Source organism: Acidovorax sp. A79, assembly GCF_041154505.1.
In the GTDB taxonomy this organism is placed as follows: Bacteria; Pseudomonadota; Gammaproteobacteria; order Burkholderiales; family Burkholderiaceae_C; genus Acidovorax.
Genome location: NZ_AP028672.1, coordinates 2,291,530 through 2,314,378, shown reverse-complemented (window position 1 = coordinate 2,314,378; position 22,849 = coordinate 2,291,530). Strand labels below are relative to the sequence as shown.

The window sequence follows — 22,849 nt, the reverse complement described above, 5'->3', positions numbered from 1 at the left end:
TAAGCCGCCCCTCCTAGCGCAGCATCACCCAGACCCACAGGCCACACAGAGCCACCGTTCCGATCACGATGGTGCGCCCTTGCCAGCCGCCGTGTTTCCAATAGTGGCCCAGACGCCCTTGGCTCCAGGCACTGCCGCTCATGTGCATCTGGGGAAGACGGTCGATGATGTTGTGGCGTAGGGCCTCTTCGTCGAACAGGGCCTCGCCATTGAGCCGCAACGGCACGGCACCCAGGCCGATCAGCAACTGCTGGCGTGTGCAGGTGACCTGGTCGGCTGGGGCCTGGTAGCGCTTCTTGCCCACCCGGGCTTGCACCTGCTCGCCATCAGTGCCAATGCGGATGGCCTCCAGCGCCCTCAGGTGGCGCCGCATCTGAAGGGACAGTGCTACAGGGATCAGAGCCAGCGCAACCAGCGCATAGGGCATCCAGGGTGCGCAGGCTTTGCCTGGGGCGCAGTCGCGCTGGTAGAACTGAGGCCAAGCCCAGTAGACCACCGCGCCTATGGCCACCAGCACGATGGCATCCGTGGCCAGCATCACGCGGCGTCGTGTGCGGGTGCTGCCGGGTAACGCCTTGACCATGGTCACGCGGCCGCGCTCGATGGGCTGCGTGCGGGTCTGCGCGATCACCATGGGGTCGGTGGGGCCAGGGCCGCCAGCGTCCAGCGTCGCCTTGGCGGGATCGGGCCGCCATGCCGTGCCGCGCAATTGCCGCAGTTCGCCCGCCTTCCAGGCGAGGAACACCGCAATCAGCATCAGGACTGCGGTGGCAGACATCAGCAAGGCGGGCAGCCGGCGCGTCCACTGTGCCTGGCTGCGCGCGGTGTCCAGCTCCGCCTGGAACGCAGCGTCTCCAAACGGACTCAGCACGCGGCCATACAGGTCCAGTTTGCGCACCAGGAACTGGGTCATGTCGGGCAGCAGCATGTGCTGATCGAACAAGGCGATCGCATTCGGGTCCTGCTTTGGCGCGAGCGGAATCACCCGATCCGGTTGCAGCCGCTCGTTCATGATGAGCAGGTCGGCCTGCTGCATGTCGGGCCGGGCCACCAGCACCCACAGCTGTCCGCGCGGGTCCTGCGCCATGGCAAACGGAAACGAACGCCCGGGCCGGAGGTCCGGGTGATCGATGGAGTGTTCCTGCCGCACCGCTGCGTCTCCCTGGCCGGTGCGCAATTGCACGATCTGGTGGCGATTGGTGTTGGCCACCCACATCCTGTCGCCGGCCTGTAGCGTCTGGTTGGGAAAGCGCATGCCTTCTGACTCGGTGCGTGCCAGGGCATAGTGGCCAGTGACGGCGTCGCGCCGGTACACCAGTACCCGGTGGCGGGAGGCGTCGGAGACCGTGATTTCCGATTCATCATCGCTGACCCGCACCCACCGGTTGCTCCGGCGGGAATCCAGGTCTGCCAGTTCCACCGGCAGACACTGGCGCTGCTTCAGATCACAACGGTGCACGCGGCTTTCGTCGTGCACCCAGAGCACGTTCGCCTGCGTGAACTGCAGGCTGCTCGGACTGCTGGAAAGCTTCAGGTCACTCAGCGGAAAGTGCTGAAGTCTTTGGCCCTGCGCGTTGAATTGGTGGAGGTCTCCGTGGCTTTGAAGCCACAGCGTCTGGCCCTGCACGGCAGGCAGGCGCGGGCCGAAAGGCCCGGGTGCCGCAAACCCGTGGTACACGAACGCGAGAACCAGCAGGCACTGCAGCGCAATGACCGCGCGCAAACCCCAGCGATAGCCGGACGGCGATGAGCTTGCCATGGACACCCCTCATTGGTCTTGTAGTGTCACTGCCGTTCTGGCGGCAGCAGTGCGAGGGGCATTCTCCAACAAACATTCAAGGATGTGTGAGCGTTTCTGCAAACATCGTTGCGTCCACATTGCCACCCGTGAGCGCCAAACCCACCTGCAAGCCGCGCAACTGGCCGCGCTCCTGCAGCGCCGCCGCCAGCGCGGCCGCGCCCGCGCCCTCGGCCACGTTGTGCGTGTCGGTGAAAAGGGCACGCATGGCGGCGGCCACCTCGTCGTCGCTCACCTGCACGATGTGGTCGATGTGCGGGGCGATGATGGCCAGCGCCTCCCGGTCGGCCACGCGGCAGGCCATGCCGTCGGCCAGGCGCGTGGTGACCGGTGCCTCGACCACGCGGCCTGCGGCCAGCGAGTCGGCGTAGGTGGTGGCATGGCTGCTGACCACGCCCACCACGCGCACGCCGTGGCCTAGCGCCAGCTTGGCCGCGATGGCCGAGCACGCGCCCGAACCCTGGCCGATGGGCACGTACACCACGTCGAGCTGGGGCACGGCGCGCAGGAACTCCCACCAGTAGGTGCTCACGCCGCGCAGCAGGTCGGGGTGGAAGCTGGGCACCATGTGGGCGCCGCGCTCGGCCGCGAGGCCCGTGGCGAACTCGCGCGCCTCCTGGAAGTCGCTGCCGTGCTCGATGAGCGTGACGCCCAGCGCGCGCATGGCGGCGTTCTTCTCGACCGAGTTGCCCTCCGGCACGACGATGGTGCAGGCCACGCCGTGGCTGCGCGCGGCCCAGCCCATGCTCTGCCCGTGGTTGCCGCGCGTGGCGCTGATCACCTCCCGGGGCATGGCGCCGCGCCGGGCGAGCTGGTCGAAGTAGGTCAGGCCGCCGCGGATCTTGAAGGCGCCCACGGGCGTGTGGTTCTCGTGCTTGAGCCAGCAGTCGGTGCCCAGGCGTTCGCTCAGCAGGCCCCAGCGGTACTGGGGCGTGGGCGGAAAGTCGCGGTACACCACCTGCGCGGCGGCCTCGATGTCGGCCAGGGTGGGCAGGAGGGGGGCGGTGTCGAGGCGGGCGTTCATGCGGCGGCTTTCTTTTCGGTGAGCAGTCTGAGGGCGAGCAGGCCGAGCACCGTGCCCATGAAGTAGCGCTGGGCCCGCATCCATGCGGCGTTGCGGTTGAGGAACAGCGCCACGCGGGCGGCGCACAGGATCAGCAGTGCGTTGACGGCCGCGCTGGTGGTGATCTGCACCGCGCCCAGCGTCAGGCTCTGCAGCAGCAGGTGGCCGCGCTCGGGGTGCAGGAACTGCGGGAAGAACGACAGGTAGAACATGGCGACCTTGGGGTTCAGGAGGTTGGTCATGAAGCCCATGAGGAACAGCGTGCGCGGGCCGTCGTGCGGCAGGTTGCGGGCCTTGAAGGGCGCGGCGCCGCCGGGCTTGACGGCCTGCCAGGCCATCCACAGCAGGTAGGCGGCCCCGGCGTAGCGGATGGCATCGAACGCCACGGGCACGGCGGCCAGCAGCGCGGTGAGGCCCAGTGCCGCCGCCAGCAGGTGCACCAGAAAGCCCAGCACCACGCCCGCCAGCGAGATCAGCCCCGCGCGCGGTCCCTGGGTGAGGCTGCGCGAGACGCAATAGACCATGTTGGGGCCGGGCGTGAGCACCAGCACGAGGGCGGCGAGCGCGAAGAGCAGCAGTTCCTGTGCGGAAAAGAGCATGGTGGTTACTCCGGAATGAAGGATGAAAGGGTGACCGGGCCGCGCGGCGTGGAGAGCTGGGCGGTGAGGCGGGGCACATCCCCCGCGCCCACGGCCAGGTGGGTCGCCACGCCGACGGCTGCGCAGGCGGCCTGCAGCGTGGCCGATTGCGGGTGCTGCAGCGCCAGGGACTGCAGTTGCACGCCAGATGCCGGCAGGCTGTCGCAAGGGTGCGCATCGCTCCACTGGATGAGCGTGGGCAGGCAGCCGTCCATCAGGCGCAGCCCGTCGCCGCGCACGGTGATCCGCCACTGCAGCAGCCCTTGCGGCGTGGGACGGCTGGCGGTGACGATGGCGCCGCGCTCCATGCCGAGCGCCGACAGCGCGGCGCATCCTTCGGCCACGTCGGGCACGGAAGCCACCCAGTGGATGAGCCGTGGGCCGTGTTGCGCCACCTGGTGCTGCAAGGCGGCATCATCCATGTCAAACCAGCGTCTGGCGCTTTCTGGTATTGCGCGAGCAGCTCCTGGGTTGATAGCAATGATCTCCAGGTAGGTGCGTGGATGCTCGGTGCTCCCCACATTCAGGATGCGGTTGTGCGTGCCCATCAGCGGGTGTTCGCCGCCTGCCGTGGGTGTGATGCCCAGCGTGCGTTCGCACCACGACACGCCCGAGGCCAGGTCGGCCGCGAGCACGACCAGGTGGTCCACGCAGGGCGGCCTGGGCGCGGCGGCCGTCACAGCAGCACCTCACCCGACACGCAGGTGACGGAGCTGCCGCCCACCCAGATGGTGTCGCCGTCCTGCTCCACGAACACGCGGCCCGCGCGGGCCAGGCAGGTGCCCTGGCTGGCCACGTACCGGGTGGGGGCCAGGCCGGCGCCGATGAGCCACTGGGCCAGCGCGGCGTTGAGGCTGCCGGTCACCGGGTCTTCGGCCAGGCCGTTGTTGCCGGGGAAGAAGGCGCGCACCTCGAAGGCAATGCCCTCGGCGTCGGTGCTGCCGATGACGCCCACTTTTCCACGCGGGCCCACCACGCCCACGTCCAGATGGCCGAGGATGCTGGCGTCCGGCCTGAGCGCCAGCACCTGCTCGGCCGAGCGCAGCATCACGCCGCGCCAGTTGGGACCGTTGTCGCACCAGGCGTGGTGCAGGATGTCGCCGCGCGCCACGCCCAGGCCGCGCGCGATCAGGGCGACATCGGCTTCGGGCAGCGGGCCGCTCTTGATGAGCGCGGGCGCCGCGAACGCGAGGCGCTCGCCGTCCTGGCGCAGCGTGACCGGGCCCACGCCGCACTCCTGCACCACGGTGCCGGCCACCCGGGGCTGGCCCCCGGCCTGCAGCCAGGCGTGGCAGCTGCCCAGCGTGGGGTGGCCGGCAAAGGGCAGTTCGCGCCCGGGGCAGAAGATGCGCACGCGGTAGTCGGCACCGCCGGCGCGGCCTTCGGGCGTGGGGGGCAGCAGGAAGGTGGCTTCGGACAGGTTGGTCCAGTTGGTGAACTCCTGCATGGCCTCGGTGCTGAGGCCGGTGCCATCGAGCACCACCGCCAGCGGGTTGCCGCGGTAGGGCTGGTCGGTGAAGACGTCGACTTGCTTGAAGGGGCGCTGTTGCATGGTGGTCGTGGTCCTTGGAACAAAAAAGTGGTGAAACGGGCGGCGGATCGATCGGGGGAGGGCACGCCGGGGGCTGACCGGGGACGTGGCTCGGTGTTTTTCAGCTGTGTTCGGTGGGCGCCGGGGGGAGCCCACGGGGTCGGGGTTCAGCCGCTGGGGCGTGGGGTCTTGGGCGAGGTCATAGCAGCACCGTGCCTTCAATGCAGGTGACGGCGCGCCCGCCCACCCAGAGCTGGTGGTCGTCGTCCTGGCGGATGTGCACGCGGCCCGCACGGCCCAGGCACTCGCCCTGGGCCACCAGGTAGCTGCGCGGGGCCAGGCCGTCGGCGATCAGCCATTCGGCGAGGCTGGCATTGAGGGTGCCGGTGACCGGGTCTTCCGGGTTGCCCATGGGCGCGGCAAACGCGCGCACCACCACGCCGGGCCGGCTGGTGTCGCTGGCGGCGGGGCCCACATGGATCACGCCCACGTCCTGGCCCAGGTCCTTCAGGCGCGCATGGTCGGGCTTGAGGCCCAGCACGGTGTCCGCGCTGTCGAGCAGCAGGCCCAGCCACACGGGGCCGTTGTCCAGCAGCTGCGCGCCCTGGATCTGCTGGGGGCGCACGCCGAGCGCGCTGGCGATCAGCGGCACCAGCGCGGGGCTGGGCGCGCTGCGCTGGAGGGGCGGTGCGGCAAAGGCCAGGGTGTCCTTTGCCTGCGCGATGCGCACCAGGCCCAGCGCGCACTCCTGGATCGCCAGGCCGCTCTGGCGCGGCGTGTTGCCCGCCTGCAGCCAGGCGTGGCAGGTGCCCAGCGTGGGGTGTCCGGCAAAGGGCAGCTCGCCATTGGGGCTGAAGATGCGCAGGCGGTAGTCGGCGCCCGCAGCGCGCCCGGCCTCGGTGGGGGGCAGCAGGAAGGTGGTTTCCGACAGGTTGGTCCAGGCCGCGAAGCGGCGCATGTCGCTGTCGTCCAGGCCGTCGGCATCCAGCACCACCGCGACCGGGTTGCCGTAGCCGGGCCGGTCGCTGAAGACGTCGATCTGCTTGAAGGGGCGCTGGTGCATGGTGAGGTTCAGGAGAGAGGCTGGTCCAACACGCCCCGAGCGCCGGGGCGGGTGCTGACCGTGTTGTACCACCGCTCCAGGTGCGGCCGCGCGATGCGGTCCTGCGGCAGGCCCCACCAGCGGTGGATCTCGCAGCCCACGGGAATGTCGGCCATGGTGAACCGGTCTCCCGCCATGAAGGGCTGGCGTGCCAGGTGCGCATCCAGCATCGCCAGCAGGGGCTCGGTGGCCGCCACCGACGCGGCAATCAGCGCCTCGTTGCGCTGGGCTGGGGGCGTGCGTATCCACTGGATGAAGGCATCGCGCCCGGCCGGGTTCAGCGTGGTCTGCTGCCAGTCCATCCACTGCTCGGCCACGAAGCGCTCGCGCAACGCATCGGGGTACAGCTCGCCCATGGAATGCCGGGCACACAGGTAGCGCACGATGGGGTTGGACTCCCACAGCACGGCGCCCGTGTCGTCATCCTCGATCAGCGGGACGAGGCCGTTGGGGTTGAGCCCGAGGTAGCGGGCCTTGCGCACGATGCCGAACTGCCCCCCCGCATCGGTGCGCTGCAGCGTGATGCCCAGCTCCTGCGCCGCCCACACCACCTTGCGCACGTTGATGGACGAGAGCCGTCCCCAGAGCCTCAGCATGTTGAATCAACTTTCATGGTGCGGTGCGCGGCCCGTGACGCAGCAGGAAGCGGGCGCGGCCCAGGCGAGGTGGCCGCGCTGCGCCACAGGGGTTGTTCATTTGCTATCGCGGATCGCGGCGGCCAGCGCGGCGATGCCCGTGGCGATCTGCTCCACCGTGGACGTGACGAACGACAGGCGCAGCGTGCGCGGGTCGGCGTTGTCGGCATAGAAGGCCGCGCCGGGCACGAAGGCCACATTGCGCTCCACCGCCTTGGGCAGCAGCTCGATGGCGCTCATGCCCTCGGGCAGGCGCACCCACAGGAACATGCCGCCGTCGGGGCGGTTCCATTGCACGGACAGGCCCTGCATCTCCTTGTCGAGCGCGGCCAGCATGGCCTCGCACTGCTGCTTGTACAGCGCGCGGATGGTGGGCACGTGGCGGTCCAGGAAGTTGCCCTTCATCACCTCGGCCACCAGGCGCTGGTTGTAGCCGGGCGTGTGCAGGTCGGCCGCCTGCTTGGCCTGCAGCAGCTTGGGGTACACGGCCTTGGGCGCCACGACGAAACCCAGGCGCAGGCCGGGGGCCAGCACCTTGGAGAACGAGCCCATGTAGATGCAGCCCTCGGGGTTGCGCGCCGTGAGCGGTGCGGGCGGCGGCGTGTCGAACCACAGGTCGCCGTAGGGGTTGTCCTCCACCAGCGGCAGGTTCAGTTCGGCGGCGGCCTGCACCAGGGCGGCGCGGCGGGCTTCGCTCATGGTGCGGCCCGTGGGGTTCTGGAAGTTGGGCAGCACGTACAGGAAGCGCGCCTTGCCGGCGCCCGTGCCCACCTTGGCCTTCAGGTCGTCAATCAGAACGCCTTCATCGTCGCTGGCCACGGACACCACGGCGGGCTCCATGGGCGTGAAGGCCTGCAGCGCGCCCAGGTAGGTGGGTGTTTCCACCAGCACGCGGCTGTCCGTGTCGATCAGCACCTTGGCGATCAGGTCCAGCGCCTGCTGCGAGCCGGTGGTGATCAGCACCTGGTCGGCGTCCACGTCCCAGGGCAGGAAGTCGGCGATGGCCTGGCGCAGCGGGGCGAAGCCTTCGCTGGCGGCGTACTGCAGCGCGGCCGGGCCGTCGTTGGCCAGCACGGCGGCGGAGGCTTCGGCAAAGGCCGAGACCGGGAAGGTCCTGGGCGAGGGCAGTCCGCCGGCCAGGCTGATGATGCCGGGCTTTTCGGTGACCTTGAGGATTTCGCGGATGACCGAAGGGTTCATGCGCTCGGCGCGGCGCGCCAGGGTCCAGGTGCTGGTCTGTGGAAGGTCGTTCAGTTTCACTCTCGTCTCCTGCGGGCAGTCCCCAAGGACCGCCCCTGTTGCAAAGTCGTCAAAAAATCGGATGCGGCGCGCCGGGCCGGGCACTGCGTCAGTCCACGACGAACAGGGTGGCGCCCTGTGGCGACGTGGATCGATGGGGTTCCGCATTGTCGGCCACCTGGTAGCTCATGCCCGGCGCCAGGGTGAACTGGCGGCCGTCGGCCAGCTCGGTGTGCAATTCTCCGCTCAGGCACAGCAGCACGTGGCCTTTGACACACCAGTGGTCCGACACATACCCTGGCGTGTACTCCACCATGCGCACGCGCACATCGCCAAACTGCTGCGTGCGCCAGAAGGCCTGGCCGGCCTGCGCGCTTTTTTCCTCGCGGGGAATGCCAGACCAGTCGGTGGTGGCAAACGGGATGTCGTGTAGCTGCATTTTCTCCTCAGTCCTTCAGAGAAGCCATGGCGTTGATCTCGGCCGCGCCCCGGGGGCGCAGGCGCTGCGCAGGGGCCCGCCTTCATGCGGGGGCTCCTTGCCGGACGGGCATCCTCTTGCCCATGAACACCGTGGCGATCACCGCCAGGCCGAAGCCCAGGGTGGCCGCGTCCAGGCGCTCGCCCAGCAGCGGCACGGCGAAGAGCAGGCTCAGGAAGGGCTGGACGAGCTGCAGCTGGCTCACGCGCACGGCACCCAGCGCGAGGGCCCGGTACCAGGCAAAAAAGCCGATCCACATCGAGAACAGGGCCACGTAGACGAAGCCCAGCCAGCTCATGCCGCCGATGGAAGAGGGCACGGCGGGCGCGAACCACCAGGCCACCGGGATGGTCAGCGGAAGGCTGCACACGAGCACCCAGCAGATCACCTGCTCGGCGCCCAGGCGCGGCGTGAGCCGTGCCCCGCCGATGTAGCCGAAAGCGCCCGTGGTCATTGCAATGAGGAGATAGATGTTGGCCGCGCCCAGGTACAGCCCCCCTGCACGCCACACCATGAAGCCCAGCACCAGGCCGCTGCCCAGTACCGCGCACGCCCAGAACCCCGCGGAGGGCCGCTGGCGGAACCACAGCGCGCCGAGCACGGCGGTGGACAGGGGCAGCAGCGCCGTGACCACCGCGCCGTGGGTGCTGGGCACATGGCGCAGCGCCAGCGCGAGGAAGAGCGGAAACCCCACGATCACGCCAAAGGCCGTGATGGCGAGCAGCGGCCACTCCGCGCGGCGCGGCACGTTGAGCCGCCCGCGGCCGTGCTGCCACGCCAGGTAGGCCACGGACAGGAGCCCGGCCACCGCCGCGCGGCCGAAGGTGACGAACCAGGGCGAAAGCTGGGGGGCGTCCACGGGGCCCACCGCCAGGCGGGTCATCGGCAGGGTGGCGGCAAACAAGGTGACGCCCACCAGGCCCCAGACCAGCGCTTCGCGTTCCTGTGCGCGGTTCATAGGGTGAGCATCCACACGGCCGTGGCCACCAGCACCAGGGCCAGCGCGCGGTTGAACCAGAGCAGGCGGCTGCCCTGCGCCAGCCACTGGCGCAGCAGCGAGCCGACCAGCGCATAGACGAAATTGCTCGTGAACGCGAACACCATCATCACGGCGCAGATGATCGCCAGGCGCTCGCCGGGGTTGGCCGCCGGCTGCCCGGCCGCATTCACCACCCAGCCCGCGCTGAGCGTGAGCGCCAGCATCCAGGCCTTGATGTTCACGAACTGCAGGCCCACGCCCTGCCAGAAGGTCACGGAGAGGCGGGTGCTGTCCACTTCGGCCAGCTGGCCTGCGCGGCTGAGCTTCCAGGCCAGCCAGAGCATGTAGGCCACGCCCAGCAGGGTCACCGCCCAGCGCAGGGCCGGCACGCCCGTGATCAGCGCGCCCAGGCCCAGGCCGCTGCCGAGCATCAGCAGCGTCCAGCCCGCCGGAACCGCCAGGCAAAAGCGCAGGGCGCGCCGCAGGCCCAGGTTGGCGGCCAGCGCGGTGGACAAGGTGGTGTTGGGCCCCGGCGAGAAACTCATCGCGGTGCAGAACAGCAGCAGGGCAGTCAGTTCGGGGGCGCTCATGGTGCGGGGATAGGCGGGGCTCAGTGGGGGGAACTTGTCAACGCTGAGGCTTCAATGTAATCTTCCAGCCCAGTACACAACCAATACAGTTCAGCAGCGCAGTTCGTGATCTGTATTGGCCGCGATAACAGTACACAAGGACACCGCCATGCTGATGAAAACCTCCACCCAGTCGCTGACCGAGCAGCTGTCGGCGCGTTTTGGCGAGCGCATCCGCAACCGGCTGCTGGCGCCGGGCGCGCGCCTGCCGTCGGTGCGGCAGTGCGCGCAGCAGCACGGCGTGAGCCCCTCCACCGTGGTGGCCGCCTATGACCAGCTGCTGGCGCAGGGCCTGGTGGAGGCGCGCAAGAACCGGGGTTTCTTCGTGCGGGAGATGGCCACCGCGCTGCTGGAGCGGGCGCCGGAGGACGACGCGGCCGCGCAAGAGGTCGAGCGCGGCATGGGCAACTGGAGCACGGCGCACTGGTTCGCGGCCCGGGGCGCTGGGCGCGGCGCGGCGCGCGGGGCGCCGCCCATCAATGCCACGGCGCTCATCCGCGGCATGTTCCACAAGGTGAGCGACAAGCCGCAGCCCGGCATGGGCGTGTTTCCGCCCGACTGGCTGGAGTCCACCTTCATGCCCGCCGCCGTGCGCAAGGTGACCAACACGCGCGCGCTGCAGGACTTCTCGCTGCAATACGGCGAGCCGCTGGGCGACACGGGGCTGCGCCGGGTGCTGTCCAAGAAGCTGGCCACGCTCAGCGTGCACGCGGCGCCCGAGAACATCATCACCACCGTGGGCGCCACGCACGCGCTCGACATCGTGAGCCGCACGCTGCTGCGCCCGGGCGACCCGGTGATGGTGGAGGAGCCGGGCTGGGCCGTGGAGTTCGCGCGCCTGGCCGCCCTGGGCATGCACATCCTGCCGGTGCCGCGCCGCGCCGACGGGCCCGACCTGGAGGTCATGGCGAAGTACTGCGAGGTGCACCAGCCCAAGCTCTACGTGAGCGTGAGCGTGTTCCACAACCCCACGGGCTACTGCCTGTCGCCCGGCAGCGCCCACCGCATCCTGCAGCTGGCCAACCAGTACAACTTCCACGTGGTGGAGGACGACACCTACAGCCACATCGCGCCCGAGCATGCCACGCGGCTCACGGCGCTGGACGGGCTGCAGCGCACCATCTACGTGAGCGGCTTCGCCAAGATCCTCGCTCCCAACTGGCGCATCGGCTTCCTCGCAGCGCACCCCTCGCTGATCGAGCAGCTGCTGGACACCAAGCTGCTCGCGACCCTCACCACGCCCGCGCTGCTGGAGAAGGCGCTGGCGCTGTGCATCGAGCAGGGCCAGCTGCGCCGCCACGCCGAGCGCATCCGCACGCGGCTCGACGCGGCACGCGCGCGCAGTGTGAAGCTGGCGCTCGGGGCCGGCTGCACCTTCGCGGCCGAGCCCGTGGGACTGTTCGGCTGGGTGGAGACGGGCGTGGACACCGACGCGCTGGCGCAGCGCATGCTGGACGAGGGCTATCTGCTGGCGCCCGGGGCGCTGTTCCACGCCGAGCGCAAGCCCAGCACCCTCATGCGCATCAACTTCGCCACCACGCAGGAGGCGGCGTTCTGGAAGACTTTCGCGCGCGTGCGCGATGAGCAAGGGCGGTAGGCAGATACCCTTGGCTCCAAACCGGGGTCGCTCCCACTGGACGCGTCTTCATCGCGCCATCAGCGGCCTCTGCGACCCCCGCGCACCTTCACCCCGGCTGGCCGTTGCGCACAGTGCGCGGCCCCGCCAGCGCCACCGTGGAGCCGGCTTTGCCGGGCCACGGGTGGCGCCCCCTGGGGGGAAGACGCGCAGCGGCTCAGGGGGCTTCCGTGGGAGGTTTACTTCCTGTCGACCACCAGGTCTGACAGCACGCGCAGCAGGGCGCGGTTGACCTCTTCCAGGTCGAGCTCATAGGTCTCGCACAGCTGGCGGATGGCGCTGGCGTCGTCCGTCTCCAGCGCGCAGGCCATCTGCAGGCCTTCGGTGTAGGGCCCGGTGCGCAGCACCGTGGCATCGTAGATGCGCTCGGACAGGGGCAGGCGCCGCAAGATCGTGCCCAGGGATTCACCCAGCAGCTCGTCGATCTGCGAGAGCAGGCCGCACAGGTAGATCTCGCGGCGCAAATCGTTTTCCACGCCCGCGTCCAGCAACTGCGCGGTCAGGCGGGCGCGCATCACCATGGCCTCGCGCACCGGGTGCATGTTGGGGTCCGTGCTCGCGTGGGGCAGCTGGTCGGACAGCCAGCGCTTGATGGAGCCGTAGCCCATCATCACCAGGCCCCGGCGCAGCGAGTCGATGCCAGTGCGCAGGCCGAGCGCGGCCGAGTTGGTGTACACCATGAAGCGGTAGGCCAGCAGCGGGTCCTCGCCCATGATGGCCTCGAAGGTCTCGAGCGATTGCTCGTCGTCGATGGCCTTCATGAGCTTGAAGATCACCGCGTGCGAGGGCTGCTGGGGGTGGTGGCGCAGGCTGTAGAGCACGTCCTCCGACGGCCAGCCGGCCAGCGCCAGCGCGTTGTTCTGGTCCAGGCAATGCTCCATGAGCGCGCGGCTGGCGACGTTTTCGTACATCTGCCCGGCCAGCACCGGGCTGGCGGCGCGCAGCGGCTGCGCGGGCGCGCCGGGACGGGCGGGTGCGGCCTGCAGCGCCGCCACGGCGTCTTCGGGGCGCAGGGTGAGCAGGCTGTTGTCGAAGCACTGGGCTATGTCGGGTTCTGGCAGCTTGCCCAGTTCACCCCGCCACACCAGCTTGAGGCCCCGCTGGTGCGCGGACCTGACGCGCGTGTAGATGGCGGAATCGGCCAGCCAGCCGCCCCGCACCTCGATCCACGGGGTGCCGCGCGGCGCGTGCTCGAGCATGTCGCACAGCAGCTGGCGGCTCTGGGGCGACAGCAGGATCGGCGGGGAACTGGCCGACCAGAGCTCCTGCAGCGTGCGCAGCAGATGGGCGGCATCGACCAGGGCCGTTGCCTCGCTGTGCACGTAGAGCTGGATGCCGGCGAGTTTGCGGGCGCGGCTCCACAAGGGGCGATAGCCCAGAATCAGGCTGCCAAGGACAGATTGGACCATGTGCTCTCAGGCAAATGTACGGGGGCCTGTTCCCGGGTGGGGGCATCCCCTCCACCGCGTGAGCAGGTCCTAGCTAATGAAGTTGAACAGAGACAGCTTCTGGACCTGGGCATAGGACTTGAGCGCAGCCTCATAGCCCACCTGCTGGTTCTGGAAGTCCGAAATTCCCTGGATCATATCGAGATCCTCGGCGCGTGAGCGGTCGCTTTCGAGCTGGATGGAGCGCTTTTCCTGGTCGCCCGTGATGCGGTCCGCGCGGTTGAGCAATTCACCCGCATAGCCGCGCATGTTGTGCATGCGCTCCAGGCCGATGTCCATGTTGCCCAGCGCCTGCCCCACGGCCTGCGCCGCCGCATTGCTGTTGGGTGCGTTGCGGATGCCGTTGATCGCGCTGTCCATGGTGCTGAACATGCTGGGGCTGGGCTGCAGGGTGATGGTGTCCCCGTTGGCCGGATTGCCCTTGATGTCGAAGGTCAGCCCCGGAATGCCGGTGACGGCAATGGTCACCGGCTTGTCCGATGGAAAGTCGGGCACCACCACGGCAGGGGAGACGGCGCCGGTGGTGGTGTTGGTGAGGGTGTAGGTGGCGGTCGTGGTGCCGGGCGTGGCTCCGGGGCCGACGGCGCTGAACGTGATGGTGTAGTTGTCGCCGGTCACCAGGCTCGGGTCCACGGGCGTGATGGCCGTGGTGTTGAGGATGCGCCCGGTGGGAATGGCGCTGATGCCGGCGGTGTAGACGCCGTCGCGCTGCGGGTCGAACATGAAGGCGGCTTCGCCGTCCAGCGCGCCGGGAATGGTCACGCCGGAGCTGGCCGCCTGCCCGGGCAGCCCGTCGAAGCTGTAGTCCGGCGAGCTGCTCAGCGGGCCGAGGAACGGCGCGAGCGCGCTGCCCAGCGCGCCCAGCAGCGGAATGCCGTTGGTGTCCTTGCGGTTGGCCACTTCCACCAGCTGTTCGCGCAAGCCCTGCAGCTGGTTGGCGATGGTGGTGCGCTCGTTGGGGGTGAGGGCGGCATTGCCGGCGCTCACCACCAGTTCGCGGAAGTTCTGTACCAGATTCACGGCATCGCCCAGGGCCGATTCGGCCTGCGCGATGGCGTTGCGCTGGGTTTCCAGCGCGCGCTGCTCGGTCTGGATGCGGGCCAGGCGGTTGATGGCGCGCTCGGCCTGCGCGGCCGACACCGGGTCGTCGCTCGCCCGCACCACGCGCTTGCCCGAGGTCAGGTTTTCCTGCAGGTTCGACAGGCTGGTCTGCCGCGTGCCCAGATTGCGCAGGGCGTTGTCATACATGTTGGCGGTGCCAAGGCGGTAGATGCTATTGCTCATGTCGAACTCCTAACTCCCGTCCGCATTCAGCGGCCCAGGCCCTGCAGCAGCGAGTCAAAGATGTTTTGCGCGATCTGGATCATCTTGGAAGATGCCTGGTAGGCCTGCTGGTATTGGATCAGCCTTGCGGCCTCTTCGTCCAGATTCACCCCCGAGATCGCGGTGCGGTCCCGCTCCAGGTTGGACGCGATGGTGGTGGACAGCTCGGCGGCGAACAGCGCGCTCTGCGTGCGGGTCCCCACCTGGGCGATGGCGCCCGCGTAGCCGTCGCTGAGCGTGGAGTCGTCGAACATCTTCACGTCGCGCAGGCCCATGAGGGCGCTGGCGTTGCCCGAGTTGCGGGTGAACGTGTCGCCGTACTGGGGGTCGGCGGCATTGCCGATGACGACCGTGTCGCCGGTGTTCGGCGAGCCCTGCAGCTTGATCTCCCAGCCGTTGATGGAGATGGCCGCGCCGGGCGTGTAGGGCTGTGCGGCGGCGATCGTCGTGGGGGGCGCCGTGCCGCGGTCCAGCACGTCGTAGGTGGTCGGCGGGCCGGCGGTGAAGCGCAGCTGCACCCCGCCCAGGATCGGCGGCACCGCGGCCGGGTTCGCATTGGCCGGCAGCACCAGCCCCGGCGGGTTGGGCAGGCCCGTGGCCTTGAGCCCCGACAGCTGCAGCGTTCCGCCGTTGGACGTGCCCATGGCCGCGTTGACCGGATTGGCCACCGCCAGGTCGCGTGGCGAGTACACCAGGGACTGGATGTTGGCCGCCGCCGTGCTGAACGGCTTGAACAGCATGCGCTCGCCGGGGTTGCCGGGCGTGGTCAGGTTGAAGTTCAGGCCGTCGATCTGCAGCGTGGCGAGGTTGGCCGCGTCGGTGAAGGGGGTGGACTTGCCGTCCGACAGCCGCACCACCTGCCCGGCCGTGCCGGTGGTGAAGCGGATCTCGTAGTCCGACGCCGCGAACTGCGTGGGGCCGGTGAACGACACCGTGCCGACGCCCGCGCCGTTGGTGTGGCCCGGCATGCTGGTGGGTACCGCGAACAGGTCCTTGCCCAGCGCGCCGTCGAGCGTGAGGCCCAGGTTGTGCTGGTCGTTCATGGTCATGCCGATGGCCATCGCCATGCGGCCCAGCAGGTTGCGGCCTTCGCTCAGGTCGTTGTTGTTGAAGCGCAGCAGGCCGGACATCGACCCGCCGCCCAGCACGTTCTCGTCCATTTCCACGGCCGGTGCGCCGGGCCGGTTGAAGAACAGCTTGAGCTGACCGCTGCCGGGAAAGGCCGTCGCATCCCCGACCGACAGGCTGGTCGCCGTGGTGCCCAGCACCAGGGGCTGGCTGCCCGCCACGAACAGGCCCACGGTGCCGTCGTCGGCCGGGATCTGCGTGGTCTGCACGTACTGGTTGATGTCGCGGATGATCTGGTCGCGCTGGTCCAGCAGGTCGTTGGGCGTCTGGCCGTTGCCCTTGGCGCGCGCGATCTGCTCGTTCACGCTGGCCATCTGCTGGGCCAGGCTGTTGACGGCCGTCACGCTGCTCTGCAGCTGTTCGGTGACGGTGTACTGGATCTCGTTGATGCGGTCGGCGGCCGAGCGCATGCGCGAGGCCGTTTCGTCCATGCGCGTGAGCACCACGGTGCGCGCCGTGATGTCGGTGGGGGCGCTCACCACGTCCGAGAACGCATTCATCATGTCGTTGATGGCGGCACCCAGCCCCGCCGTGCCGCCGCTGAAGACCTCCTGCAACTGGCGCAGGCGCTCGGCCCGCACGATGTCGGACGACTGCACCGAGCCCGCCGTGGCCGACTGGCGCGTGAGCAGCTCGCTCTGGTTGCGCAGGATGGTCTGCACGTCCACGCCCTGGCCGATGTAGCCGCCGCCGGTGAACTGGCCCTGCACGGTCTGCAGCACCACCGTCTGGCGCGAATAGCCAGGCGTATTGACGTTGGCGATGTTGTGGCCCGCCGTCTGCAGGGCCACCTGGTTGGCCAGCAGGGCGCGGGCGCCGACGTTGAGAAGACTCATGGCTTACCTCGGCTTTCTCATCACGCCTGGGCGCGCTGTACGCGCAATGCGCTGTTGATGGCGCCGCTGAGCTTTCGGGCGTATTCGGGGTCGGTCGCGTAGCCCGCCTTTTGCAGTTCGGCCGCATAGGCCACGGCGGAGCCGCTCTTGGCGGTGGCCTGCGCCTTTTCGTAGCGGGGGTTGTCCGTGATCAGGCGGGCGTAGTCCCGGAACGAATCTTCGTACGAGTCGTAGGCGCGGAATTTAGCCGTCACCTTCTGGGGCTTGCCGTTGATGTACTCGGTGGTGGTGATCTCGGCCACCTTGCCGGTCCAGCCCTTGCCGGCCTTGATGCCGAACAGGTTGAACGAGTTGGAGCCGTCCTTGTTCCGGATCTCGCTCTTGCCCCAGCCGGTTTCATGGCCGGCCTGGCCCAGCATGAAGCTGGCGGGAATGCCGCTGTCCTGGGCCACGCGCTCGGCGGTGCCCGAGAGGTGCTGCACGAAACCCTCGCGGCCCTTGGGGGCCTGCAGGGTGGCCTCCGCGGGGGCTGCCGTGGCCGGCGCGGCGGCGCGGGGCAGCGCCTGCTGCTGCAGGCTCAGCGTGGAGGGCACGGAGAAGTTGGCGTCGGCGCCCCCCATCTGGCGCGACAGCTGGCGGGCGATCGCCTCGGACAGCCCGCCCTGCATGCCGGACATGCTCACGGACAGTTGCTGGTCGAGCATGTCCTGCCCCAGGTTGGCCTGCTCTCCCTCCATGAGACCGGATTTCATCGTGGCGTCGCGCATGCTCTTGATCAGCTCGCGCATGAACAGCGACTCGAACTGCTTGGCCACCTCGCGCGTGGTCTGGGCGCTGCTGGCCGTGCCCGCGTCGTACTTGAGGGAATTGAGCGAGCGGATGTCCACCGCCAGCGCGTTCGACGTGCTGGTGGTGCTACCGGACGAAGGGAGTGTGAGGGCCATGGTCAAGCCTCCTGCGCTGGGCTACCCACAGACAGTGAATTTGGCGCTGCCCAGGCCTGTGCACCCGTGGAACTGGCTTTGCCAGGCCACCGGGTGCGTCCCCCTTTGGGGGAAGGCGCGAAGCGACTCAGGGGGAGCATTTAGATCACTTCCAGCTCGGCGTTGAGCGCGCCGGCAGCCTTGATGGCCTGCAGGATGGCCAGCAGGTCCTGCGGCGTGGCGCCCAGCGTGTTGAGCGCCTTCACCACGTCCGCGAGCTGGGGCGAGGGCGGCATCTGGATGATGTTGCCCGGCTCCTGGTTGATGCGGATGTCGCTTTGCTGCGCCACCACGGTCTGCCCTTGCGAGAGCGGGGCGGGCTGGCTGATGATGGGCGTGGAGCTGATGGTGATCGAGAGGTTGCCGTGCGCGATGGCGCAGGGGCCCAGCGTGACCGCCTGGTTGAGCACCACCGAGCCGGTGCGCGCATTGATGACGACCTTGGCCGAGGGCGTGGACGACTCCAGCGCCAGCTCTTCCAGGTCGGCGATGAAGCCCACGCGGGCGCCGGGGTCGAGCGGCGCGCGCACCTGTACCGTGCGGCCGTCCAGCGCCGTGGCCAGGCCGCTGCCCAGCTTGGTGTTGATGGCCTGCGCCACGCGCCGCGCGGTCTGGAAGTCGGAGGCGTTGAGCCCGAGGTTGATGGTGTCGCCCTCGTTGAGCGGCGTGGGCACGGCGCGCTCGACCTGCGCGCCCTGGGGAATGCGGCCCGCGCTCAGGTGGTTGATCTGGACCTTGCTGCCGCCGGCCGAGGCACCCGCGCCGCCCACCACCACGTTGCCCTGGGCCAGCGCGTAGATCTCGCCATCGGCGCCGCGCAGCGGCGTGACGATCAGCGTGCCGCCCTTGAGCGACTTGGCGTTGCCCATGGAAGAGACGTTGATGTCGATCGTCTGGCCGGGCTGGGCGAACGCGGGCAACTGCGCCGTGACGATCACCGCCGCCACGTTCTTGAGCTGCAGCTGATTGGCCGAGCCGGGTGGCAGGCTGATGCCCATCTGCTGCAGGTAGTTGGACATGGCCTGCGTGGTGTAGGGCATCTGCGTGGTCTGGTCGCCCGTCCCGTCCAGGCCCACCACCAGGCCGTAGCCCGTGAGCTGGTTGGTGCGCACGCCCTGCACCGCCGCCACTTCCTTGATACGCAACGCGTGCACGGGCATGGCCAGGCAGGCGGCCACGAGGGCCAGCAGCAGCCACAGCGCGCGCGCGGAGCGTGGCAGGAGGGAATGGGACAAGGCTTTCATGGCATCCATTGTGGGCGGCCCCGCCAGGAACTAAAACCCAAAAAGAAGCGGGTTCACCGGCTTATTGCATGGGTTCCCGGGCGGGTGGGGAGCGGCCAGTGGTGCGTGGAAAACCAGGCAGGCGCTGGTGCCGCGCTACCGGAGAAAGTATGAATAAAAACAGCCTCTACCGCTTTATGGGTAAGCGCTAGAAGCTATAAATTATGTAGCAAACTGGGGCGAGGATTTTTCACAACGGTCAGACATCCCGAAGCCTCAAAACCCCAGGCTTGGTGCCCCCGGCGCATCCAGAAACCACACCCGTAAAAACTGGCGCGGCCAAAGGCCAGCGCCACTGCGGATCCGGCTTTGCCGGGCCGGGGGTGGCGTTCCCCCTCAGGGGGGAAGGCGCGCAGCGACTCAGGGGGGAATCTAGAACGGCGTGATGGTATTGAAGAACCGTCCCATCCAGCCCATGGCCTGGGCCTCGCCCTGCGCGCCACGGCCACGGGATTCCACCCGCACGTTGGCCACCTGGGTCGAGTTGACGATGCTGCCCGGCTGCAGCGCGCGCGGATCGATGGTGCCCGAGAAGCGCAGCACGTCCACGTTCTGGTTGACGCCGATCTGCTTCTCGCCCGTCACGACCAGGTGGCCGTTGGGCAGCACGTCCACCACCGTGGTGGTGATCGACCCCGTGAAGGTATTGGCGCTTTCGGTGCCGCCCTTGCCGGAGAAGGTGTTTTCCGAGGCCGCGCCCAGCGTGGTGCGGTCGGCCAGCGATTTCTTCACGAAGGGCAGGTTGGTGATGCCGGCCGAGGCCTCGGAGGTGCGGTCCACCGTGGAGGAGGATTTCTGGCTGGCCGTCACGTTCTCGACGATCATGACCGTCACGTTGTCGCCCACCATGCGCGCGCGGCGGTCTTCGAAGGCGGGGCGGTAGCTGGCCTGGTGGAACAGGCCGCCCGTGACCGGTGGCGGCGTGCGCGGGGCGGCGGCCAGCGGAGGGGGCGTGGTGGGAAGGATGTCCACCGGCGGGGGCGGCGACATGGTGGCGCAGCCCGTGAGCAGCAGGGCGCCCGCGGCGGCGGCGGCCAGGGCTGGGAGGCGTGTGGAGTGCAGCATGGCGAAAGGTCCTGTCGTCGTCACAGCTGGCTGAGCTTGGCCAGCATCTGGTCCGAGGTCTGGATGGCCTTGGAATTCATTTCGTAGGCGCGCTGGGTCTGGATCATGGTGACCAGCTCTTCCACCACGTTGACGTTCGAGGCCTCCAGGAAGCCCTGCTTGAGAATGCCCAGCCCGTTGGTGCCCGGCGTGCCCTGCTGCGGCTGGCCGGAGGCGGCCGATTCCTTGAACAGGTTCTGCCCGATGGGCTCCAGGCCAGCCGGGTTCACGAAGGCCGACATGGCCAGGTTCCCGAGCGGCTGGGGCTGGGTGTTGCCCTGCACCGTGGCGGACACCACGCCGTCGGCGCTGATGCTCACGCTCGTGGCGTTGGGGGGCACGGTGATGCCGTTGGCCACGGGCAGGCCGCTGGAGGTGACGAGGCGGCCCTGCGCATCCACCTGGAACGAGCCATCGCGCGTGTAGCCCAGGGTGCCGTCCGGCATGGTCACTTCAAAGAAGCCGTTGCCGTTGATGGCCACGTCCAGGTTGTTCTTGGACTCCTGCAGGCTGCCCTGCACGAAGTTGCGGCTGGTGGCCACCGTGCGCACGCCCAGGCCCAGGTGCAGGCCGGTGGGCAGCTGGTTCTGTTCGGTGGTGTTGGCGCCCACCTGGCGCAGGTTCTGGTAGATCAGGTCCTCGAACACCGCGTTGTTGCGCTTGTAGCCGGTGGTGGAAACGTTGGCCAGGTTGTGCGAGATGACGTCAAGCTGGGTCTGCTGGGCAGACATGCCGGTCTTGGCGATCCAGAGGGAGTTGATCATGGTGTGCTTCCTTCCTTGGGCGATGCGGGCGTGGGTGGTGCCGCGTCAACCGTTCATGCCCAGCAGCTGGCTGGCGGTCTTGTCATTGGTCTCGGCGGTCTGCAGCAGGCGCATCTGCTGCTCGAACTGGCGCGATGCGGCGATCATCCCGACCATGCTCTCGACCGGGTTCACGTTGGAGCCTTCGACGGCCCCCGCGAGCATGCGGGCGTTGGCATCGTTCGCGATGGGATCGCCGGACGTGGTGCGAAACAGGCCGTCATCGCCGCGCTTGAGCGGGTCTTCCAGCGTGGGCGTGGCGAGCTTGAGCCGGCCGATGGCCTGCGCGGGCTGGCCCGCGGCCTTGGCGGTGACCGTGCCGTCCGAGCCCAGCGTGACCTCGGCGCCCGGCGGGACGTCAATGGGCGCTCCGCCATCGGAGAGCACCGGCAGCCCGGTGGGCGTGAGCAGCTGGCCCGTGGCCGACAGCTCGAAGGTGCCCGCGCGGGTGTAGGCCTCGGTGCCGTCCAGGCCCTGCACGGCAAACCAGGCGTTGCCCGCGGCCATGGCATCGAGATTGCGGCCGGTGCGCTGCACGGGCCCGGGCGTGTTCACATGGCCGGAGGTGGCTTCGAGCGCGAACACGCGGGTCTTGGAGCCGTCGCCCTGCAGCGGCACCGAGCGGAAGGTGGAAAGCTCCGCGCGAAACCCCTGGGTGGACGCGTTGGCGAGGTTGTTGGACAGCACGGCCTGCCGGTGGGCGGCGGCGTTCGCGCCCGTCATCGAGGTGTAGATGATGCGGTCCATGGTGCGATGCTCCTTTCAGTACCCTGCAGTGCTGCGTGCGGTGCGCAGCGTGTGCAACCGGCGCGGCCCAGGCGCGGGCAGCCGCGCAAGGGCCGCCCCGCCGCGCTGGCTGCGTCCCCCTCCCGGAACGCACAGCGCGCCGAGAGAGGGGGAGGGCGCGAAGCGACTCAGGGGGTGTTTCATCTCAGGTTCACCAGGGTGGACATCACCTGGTCTTGCGTCTTGATCGTCTGGGCGTTGGCCTGGTAGGCACGCTGCGCGGTCATCATGTTCACGAGTTCGGCCGTGAGATCGACGTTGGAGTCTTCCAGGGCGCCCGAGCGCAGGGCGCCGAAGTTGCCGTCCGTCGCGGTGCCCACCACGGGCTGGCCGGATTCAAAGGTGGCCACCCAGTTGTTACCGCCCACCGATGCCAGGCCCTGCGTGTTGCGGAAGCTCGACAGCGCGAGCTGCCCTTCCGCGCGGGTCACGCCGTTGGAGTAACGGGTCATGATCATCCCGTTGTTCTCGATGTTGATGCCGGTGAGCTCGCCCGTCGTGTAGCCGTCCTGGCTCAGGTTCGAGACCGCGAACTTGCTGCCGCTCTGGGAGACCTTGTCCAGGCTCACGTCAACGGTGAACGTGGGCAGGTTGTTCGGGTTGGGCGGCGTCGGATTGACGGTGAGCGGCAGCGAAAAGCCCGTGGCGGGTGGCGTGGCGGTGGGGCCGGTGATGACGCCGTTGTTGTCGAACGTGATCTGGCCGATGGGGGTGGCCACCACGGGCGGGGTGGCCGTGGGATCGTCGAGCGCGTCGTACACGTCCCAGGTGTTGTCCGTCGCGGTCTTCTGGAAGTACAGGCTCACCGGCTTGGCCACGCCCTGGCTGTCGAACACGTTGATGGAGGTGCCGTAGGTGGCGCGCGGCGTGGCCGGGATGGGCGGCGTGGCGGCGGGGTCGCCGGCCGCGTCGGTGGCGGTGGCGGGCAGGTTGAAGGCCGCGGTGATCTTCGTCGTCTGCTTGGCCGGGATCGGCTCGGAGGTGGGGAAGACCATGGGGATGGGGTCGGTGCCCGAGCGCAGGCCGGTCACGGGGTCCACGGGGTAGCCCATCACGTTCGCGTTGTCGTTCGTGATCATGTTGCCCTCCTTGTCCAGCTTGAAGTTGCCGGAGCGGGTGTAGGCGGGCGTGCCGTCAGGCAGGGTCAGCGTGAAGAAGCCATTGCCGTTGATGGCCACGTCCAGGCTGTTGCCCGTGATCGTGAGGTTGCCCTGGGTGAACTGCTGCGAGACGGCGCCGACCTCGACGCCGATGCCCGCGTTGGTGCCGCCGGCCGAGCCGATGGCGGAAGCGACCATTTCAGCGAATTCCGCCCGCGAGGCCTTGAACCCGACGGTGTTGGAGTTGGCAATGTTGTGTCCGATGACGTCGAGGTTCTTGCTGGCGGCATTCAAGCCCGAGAGGCCTTGCTGAAAACTCATGGTGTT

At 68.9% G+C, this 22,849-nt stretch carries 21 protein-coding genes; 1 reads left to right on the top strand and 20 read right to left on the bottom strand.

The features are described 5' to 3' along the window. Positions 1–13 precede the first annotated feature (13 nt). The 11 genes from ACAM51_RS10555 to ACAM51_RS10505 all read right to left on the bottom strand — a co-directional run bounded on the left by ACAM51_RS10555 (position 14) and on the right by ACAM51_RS10505 (position 10,053). On the bottom strand, positions 14–1,759 hold the full coding sequence (locus ACAM51_RS10555) for a hypothetical protein (protein ID WP_369643512.1): 1,746 nt from the start codon (positions 1,757–1,759) through the stop codon (positions 14–16). A gap of 76 nt (positions 1,760–1,835) precedes the next feature. After that, entirely contained in the window at positions 1,836–2,822 is a 987-nt protein-coding gene (locus tag ACAM51_RS10550) for a threonine dehydratase (RefSeq protein WP_369643511.1), read from the bottom strand. Continuing rightward, entirely contained in the window at positions 2,819–3,460 is a 642-nt protein-coding gene (locus ACAM51_RS10545) for a LysE family translocator (protein WP_369643510.1), read from the bottom strand. The genes ACAM51_RS10550 and ACAM51_RS10545 overlap by 4 nt, the downstream gene beginning before the upstream one ends. A gap of 5 nt (positions 3,461–3,465) precedes the next feature. Then, complete coding sequence (locus tag ACAM51_RS10540) at positions 3,466–4,149, bottom strand: VOC family protein (RefSeq protein ID WP_369643509.1); 684 nt, start codon at positions 4,147–4,149, stop codon at positions 3,466–3,468. A gap of 26 nt (positions 4,150–4,175) precedes the next feature. Further along, positions 4,176–5,051 (bottom strand): PhzF family phenazine biosynthesis protein, encoded by an 876-nt coding sequence (locus ACAM51_RS10535; protein ID WP_218341812.1) that lies wholly within the window; start codon positions 5,049–5,051, stop codon positions 4,176–4,178. Between the two features lie 178 nt (positions 5,052–5,229). Continuing rightward, entirely contained in the window at positions 5,230–6,093 is an 864-nt protein-coding gene (locus ACAM51_RS10530; protein WP_218341813.1) for a PhzF family phenazine biosynthesis protein, read from the bottom strand. Positions 6,094–6,101: 8 nt separating this feature from the next. Further along, positions 6,102–6,728 (bottom strand): glutathione S-transferase, encoded by a 627-nt coding sequence (locus ACAM51_RS10525; protein WP_369643508.1) that lies wholly within the window; start codon positions 6,726–6,728, stop codon positions 6,102–6,104. Positions 6,729–6,824: 96 nt separating this feature from the next. Next, positions 6,825–8,027: a PLP-dependent aminotransferase family protein gene (locus tag ACAM51_RS10520; RefSeq protein WP_218296937.1), complete on the bottom strand. Its 1,203-nt coding sequence runs from the start codon at positions 8,025–8,027 to the stop codon at positions 6,825–6,827. Positions 8,028–8,115: 88 nt separating this feature from the next. Beyond that, positions 8,116–8,445 (bottom strand): DHCW motif cupin fold protein, encoded by a 330-nt coding sequence (locus tag ACAM51_RS10515; RefSeq protein WP_369643507.1) that lies wholly within the window; start codon positions 8,443–8,445, stop codon positions 8,116–8,118. 82 nt (positions 8,446–8,527) lie between these two features. Continuing rightward, the gene (locus tag ACAM51_RS10510; protein WP_369643506.1) at positions 8,528–9,442 is read right to left on the bottom strand and encodes a DMT family transporter; all 915 of its coding nucleotides are present in this window, start codon (positions 9,440–9,442) and stop codon (positions 8,528–8,530) included. Then, the gene (locus tag ACAM51_RS10505) at positions 9,439–10,053 is read right to left on the bottom strand and encodes a LysE family translocator (protein WP_369643505.1); all 615 of its coding nucleotides are present in this window, start codon (positions 10,051–10,053) and stop codon (positions 9,439–9,441) included. Before ACAM51_RS10505 ends, ACAM51_RS10510 begins: the two co-directional genes overlap by 4 nt. Before the next feature lie 148 nt (positions 10,054–10,201). On the opposite strand from ACAM51_RS10505, the gene ACAM51_RS10500 reads away from it, so the two are divergent. Continuing rightward, on the top strand, positions 10,202–11,689 hold the full coding sequence (locus tag ACAM51_RS10500) for a PLP-dependent aminotransferase family protein (RefSeq protein WP_369643504.1): 1,488 nt from the start codon (positions 10,202–10,204) through the stop codon (positions 11,687–11,689). 218 nt (positions 11,690–11,907) lie between these two features. Here ACAM51_RS10500 and ACAM51_RS10495 read toward each other — a convergent pair whose 3' ends face one another. The 9 genes from ACAM51_RS10495 to flgE form a co-directional block, all read right to left on the bottom strand. Beyond that, positions 11,908–13,137, bottom strand: coding sequence for an HDOD domain-containing protein (locus tag ACAM51_RS10495; RefSeq protein ID WP_218296942.1), 1,230 nt, complete (start codon positions 13,135–13,137; stop codon positions 11,908–11,910). A 69-nt stretch (positions 13,138–13,206) separates the two neighbouring features. Further along, on the bottom strand, positions 13,207–14,460 hold the full coding sequence (gene flgL, locus ACAM51_RS10490; RefSeq protein WP_218296943.1) for a flagellar hook-associated protein FlgL: 1,254 nt from the start codon (positions 14,458–14,460) through the stop codon (positions 13,207–13,209). 26 nt (positions 14,461–14,486) lie between these two features. Then, positions 14,487–16,463, bottom strand: a complete 1,977-nt coding sequence (flgK, locus tag ACAM51_RS10485; RefSeq protein ID WP_218296944.1) for a flagellar hook-associated protein FlgK — start codon at positions 16,461–16,463, stop codon at positions 14,487–14,489. A gap of 20 nt (positions 16,464–16,483) precedes the next feature. Next, positions 16,484–17,407, bottom strand: coding sequence for a flagellar assembly peptidoglycan hydrolase FlgJ (gene flgJ, locus ACAM51_RS10480; protein ID WP_369643503.1), 924 nt, complete (start codon positions 17,405–17,407; stop codon positions 16,484–16,486). A gap of 140 nt (positions 17,408–17,547) precedes the next feature. Next, positions 17,548–18,690 carry a flagellar basal body P-ring protein FlgI gene (locus ACAM51_RS10475; RefSeq protein ID WP_369643502.1) on the bottom strand — a complete coding sequence of 381 codons (1,143 nt, stop codon included), beginning with the start codon at positions 18,688–18,690 and terminating at the stop codon, positions 17,548–17,550. Between the two features lie 411 nt (positions 18,691–19,101). After that, positions 19,102–19,794, bottom strand: a complete 693-nt coding sequence (locus ACAM51_RS10470) for a flagellar basal body L-ring protein FlgH (RefSeq protein ID WP_369643501.1) — start codon at positions 19,792–19,794, stop codon at positions 19,102–19,104. A 20-nt stretch (positions 19,795–19,814) separates the two neighbouring features. Further along, on the bottom strand, positions 19,815–20,597 hold the full coding sequence (gene flgG, locus ACAM51_RS10465) for a flagellar basal-body rod protein FlgG (protein ID WP_218296948.1): 783 nt from the start codon (positions 20,595–20,597) through the stop codon (positions 19,815–19,817). A 45-nt stretch (positions 20,598–20,642) separates the two neighbouring features. Then, positions 20,643–21,383, bottom strand: a complete 741-nt coding sequence (gene flgF, locus ACAM51_RS10460; protein ID WP_218296949.1) for a flagellar basal-body rod protein FlgF — start codon at positions 21,381–21,383, stop codon at positions 20,643–20,645. Positions 21,384–21,562: 179 nt separating this feature from the next. Further along, positions 21,563–22,843: a flagellar hook protein FlgE gene (flgE, locus tag ACAM51_RS10455; protein ID WP_218296950.1), complete on the bottom strand. Its 1,281-nt coding sequence runs from the start codon at positions 22,841–22,843 to the stop codon at positions 21,563–21,565. Between the last annotated feature and the right edge of the window lie 6 nt (positions 22,844–22,849).